The following is a 4158-nucleotide window of genomic DNA, read 5'->3' on the forward strand; positions in this document are numbered from 1 at the left end:
TGCAGCAAATTGCTCAGTCGAAGATTACACATGGAAGATAATTAAACAGATAACTATATAGTTTGCGCTTTATATCAAGTTTGCTGACCCCTTGATTTTTTTAGGCAAAATTAACCTCCTGCTTAACGCCGCGCTTACCGGCAAAGTTGGCGCGCAGTGGAAAATTTGTCCGAGTACAGCGCTATGTTATACGCATTCCTTTTCATGCCACGACTTCCATCATTTCTTGGTAGTGCTTTTCGTCCAGTTCATTTATCCACTCAAAAATATCTGAAATGACTGTAACTCCTTCACCAATTAGGTTTTCAACAAAGTCTTCATTTGTTTCAATAAGGTCGTTATGTGAATACTCATTAATGAACTTTCGAATCTTTTCTTTCCCTTCGTCTTCAGGATTCTGGCTTGCTGAAACAGCCGTATTAAACAAGTTGGCGAAGTTTCCCCTATTCTTTGGGAATTTGAAGGATAAAAATGATTCAAGTAACTTACGGGATAAATTGGCGGCAAGGAAATGATCATCCGTTTCGAGGGTCTGTTGATTTTTTAACGAATACAGGCGTGAGAATATGTAGTGATACTCTGAATTATATAAAGTTAGTGCTGATTCAGCGTCTGTATAAGTTGAAGTTCGTGGCACTTCGTTATTTGCCTTAACAACATAAAAGTTTGCGATATTTTGATTGTCGCGTTTATTCTTTCGCGAAATCCAATCACGTACCAACTTGAAGAACGTAAAGTTATGGGTAAGAACAAACAGTTGCTTTGCTTTTTCACAATTAATTTTCATAAATGAATAAGCGTGAAAAAGATGGTTAGAATCGAAACTTGAAATAGGATCATCTACAACAACAATAGTGTCTTCGATTTTGTTGTCATTTTCTTTCAATTTGGTTATGAAGTAGACAAAAGCAATAGCCGTTTTTTCGCCTTCACTCAAATTCCCGTCAACTTGTTCCGAATGGTTCCGAAGTATTTCATACCCTTTTTTAACCGGATTAAATCGAAGGGATAATTCGCTGCGACCAAGGAACTTATGAAGTGACTCATTAAACTGGTCAGCGCCCATGCCTTCATTTGATAGTGAATCTTCGAGCGTTCGGATTTCAGTGTTTCTTGCGTTAATAGTTGTTTTTAGCATTCCATTTTTGGCTTTTCGATCAACCACTTCCTTTTTCTTATCGTGATAGCCGAATGACTTCACTTCAGTAGTTGCATAGTGAAGTTCAAGTTTCTTTTTGGCTTTGTCAGTTTCTTCCTTGAAATTTCCTGACTTATGATTGTGCTTATCAACAGCCGCGCTAATAGCGGTCAGAGAATCGTTAAACGCCTGCACGGATGATTCACTGATAGCTTCAACTGTTAGACCAGTTTCAAGCGGATTAGCTATCTTTTCTTTGAGTACAGTGTGCCAAGCTGTTATTTCATCGTTCAGGTCTGTGATTGCTTTTTCCAACGCTGTACATGCTTGGCTGTATCCATTTTTGAATTCGTCGTAAAAGTCGCTTGTTGCTGGTAGCGTTGGGGGCTGAATATACTGACCAGAAAGCCAACCATCTGCGCTTTCAAGTCGGGTTTGAAAGGCTTTGTAATCGTCGTTAAAGTGAGCTTCAAGCTGTTTGACGCGTTCATCTGTGATGATGTTGCCACAAAATTCACACTGATTTGTATCGTGACGCTTATGAAGGTCAAGACCAATTTCAACCCAAGACTTTATATCACCGAGTTCAACAAGCCGCTGAATAGTTTGACTAACCACACTGGTTTTCAAAAGATCGACAAGACGTTCTTTGGCTTTAGTGAAGGTTTCTTGATTAATAGCCTTTTGATTAAAGATGATCGGGTACTTTTGATCAGGCTTGGCAGCGTTTGTTAATTCAACAATTTTTTGATCATCAAGAAGTTGTTCGTCTGACTTGCTTGCTTCAAGGTTGTCGTTGATAAAGGCTTCAAATTTTCGCTTATCGTAATTAAGGTAGTAGCGATCTGTAGTGTCAATTGACTGAAGGCTTGTCTTCACGTGTCGTGCGCTATCAGTTCCGAACTTCGAAACTGCGCCTTCAAGTCTTCTTATTTTTTCATCTTCACTAGTGTACTTTTTATTATCTGCTTCCTGTTCTTTTTTTAGCTTTTCTAGCTTTTCACGCTCTTCAATCTTTTCTTTATCAACAAGTAATATACTTTTTACAACGCTATCCCATGATATATTTTCGTCAATAAAGTCATGGTTAAAGGTGTAAATTTTTAGGTCAGAACCCGCCACGTTCGCTTGTGTAATTGGCGCGCCATTGTCAATGCTTATCGTGAATTCTGAAGATGGGAATTTACTTGAAGTCGTGTTATTTCGATACATCGAAACACACCCGAAAGGGTAGATTTTCCGCTTCCATTCCACCCATAGAACAGATTGTACTTTCCGAAATCTTTAGCGTTAGTGTTCGTGTGATTTTGGAAAATACCGAATTGCTTTAATTTTTGTATATTCTTTATTGACATAACATCCCTGATCTAAATTTCACTCCGCTTTAGATTTGCGTATAACGCCAAGCACAGCACAGGGGCGGCCTTGCTTGTAGCGCAGCGGAAATGGCGTCCAGTGCCGAAGGCACGAACTGCTGCGTTTTGTTAGGCATGCTTTGCTCCATACTTCTCATAGAATTTCTTCATTCCTGGACAGTGTGTGACAAAGAAATTGCTCATTGAGGACACCGGATTCGCTGCGTTCGCGGACACCCGACACGCACGTTCGTACTTTTCAGCTAGCCCCAGTGCCTCAATCCATGCCATAAACTCTTCATAAGAGTTTGGTTCTGATAATTTTTCATCCATCGCCTTAGCGCAGTTGATAGACATTGCTATTAATGATGAAACGTCTTTTAAAGTAGGGTTTCCAGCCTCGAAATGCCTCAAGGTTAACGCTGGATCCAGATTCTTGTATTTCTTAGCAATTTCTGAAGTTGCTTCTTTAAACTGTTCTTTTTGAGCGTTGCTAAGCTGAGCATTTGAACTGTGGTGAATGATACGATTGCGCCAATGAATTATAACTAATGGGCCAATAACCAAATCAGTATCAGCAATACCTAGGCGATCCGCGAGTCGCCAAAAACGCTCTGCCTTGTTCGCGTCTTTCGGAATATCCAGGTCGCACACAGGTAGCTTTAATAGCTCATTAACGTACTCAGATAGCTCAGCGGCCAGGAATACGATTGAAGACTTCAGGACGTATGCGCGCGCTAAACGGCTTGATGACTTTGGATCAGTGGGGTTCCATGAGACATCTAGGGATTCTGGCTTTTTGCAAATCTCAGTTTCAACACCCGCCAAGCCTACTACAACAGTATTGAGATAATGGACAGTTCTCCCAACCGAGTCGAGATAGCGCTTAAGAGCAGGGGTTTTCATCGAACTGGCGTGTGGCCGGGAATCGAACCCGGACTCCGGCTTTGAGTGAACAGATTTAATCGGCCGGCGTTTACCATTAACTTCCACACATTGATCCTCAATTGCCTACGCCCGCCACAACGGTTTGGGCAAAAATGGTGACAGCTTGACCAAATCCGCTTGCTGGCGCTTGTTATACGAGCTTTACTCTGATATTGGAGACAGAGAAAACTTATTTTCAAAAGACTCTGTGCCTTTTTCTACATTTTTTTGTGTTCCGAATTTCCACCCTCTTTGAATGATGCACTGATCCGCTGGAGCCTCATCTGCAATAGCATATTTTCCTTCACCAGGGTGTTGATGTGATTTGGCAATTAACGCAACGTTTACCCTTGTACAACATTTCAAAGGTTTATTTGAGCGCCATTTAACTGAATCACCTCTATAATGTTTACCAAGTTGACGGTCAATAACTTTAGTTCCATCATCAAAAACAAATTCGCAAACGCCGTATATATAAACCTCCCAATTTCTTGGCGTATCATTTAATATCTCGACCGTTGCCTCATTATCATTTAAAAATGAAACTGATACTTCTGACTCTAATTCTTCAAACAATTTACTATCACTCATTTTACTCTCCTTGGTTATGGGCTATAGCCCGAAATATACACAGTAGTAGATAAATTCGTATAACAGTCTGTTAATGAGGTATGGGATCTCATAATAATTATTAGCGTGAATGGTTTATAAATTTGACAAACCCCACCAACACGAATT

General features: G+C 40.3%; 2 protein-coding genes, 1 tRNA gene and 1 pseudogene. All 4 read right to left on the reverse strand.

Annotation, left to right across the window (positions count from 1 at the left end; translation table 11 throughout):
- Positions 1–202: 202 nt before the first annotated feature.
- The 4 genes and pseudogenes from A9E74_RS13430 to A9E74_RS13440 all read right to left on the reverse strand — a co-directional run bounded on the left by A9E74_RS13430 (position 203) and on the right by A9E74_RS13440 (position 4011).
- Positions 203–2493: pseudogene (locus tag A9E74_RS13430) on the reverse strand (AAA family ATPase).
- A gap of 129 nt (positions 2494–2622) precedes the next feature.
- Positions 2623–3399 (reverse strand): hypothetical protein, encoded by a 777-nt coding sequence (locus A9E74_RS13435; RefSeq protein WP_069297108.1) that lies wholly within the window; start codon positions 3397–3399, stop codon positions 2623–2625.
- A gap of 5 nt (positions 3400–3404) precedes the next feature.
- Positions 3405–3488: transfer RNA gene (locus A9E74_RS14400), tRNA-OTHER, on the reverse strand.
- 94 nt (positions 3489–3582) lie between these two features.
- Positions 3583–4011: a hypothetical protein gene (locus A9E74_RS13440; protein ID WP_069297109.1), complete on the reverse strand. Its 429-nt coding sequence runs from the start codon at positions 4009–4011 to the stop codon at positions 3583–3585.
- Positions 4012–4158 lie beyond the last annotated feature (147 nt).

It is taken from the genome of Methylophaga muralis, from assembly GCF_001720165.1.
Lineage (GTDB): Bacteria > Pseudomonadota > Gammaproteobacteria > Nitrosococcales > Methylophagaceae > Methylophaga > Methylophaga muralis.

Excerpts from the sequence above, each read along its gene's own strand:
- A9E74_RS13435 (WP_069297108.1), bottom strand. The coding sequence starts at position 3,399 with ATGAAAACCCCTGCTCTTAAGCGCTATCTCGACTCGGTTGGGAGAACT.
- A9E74_RS13440 (WP_069297109.1), bottom strand. The coding sequence starts at position 4,011 with ATGAGTGATAGTAAATTGTTTGAAGAATTAGAGTCAGAAGTATCAGTT.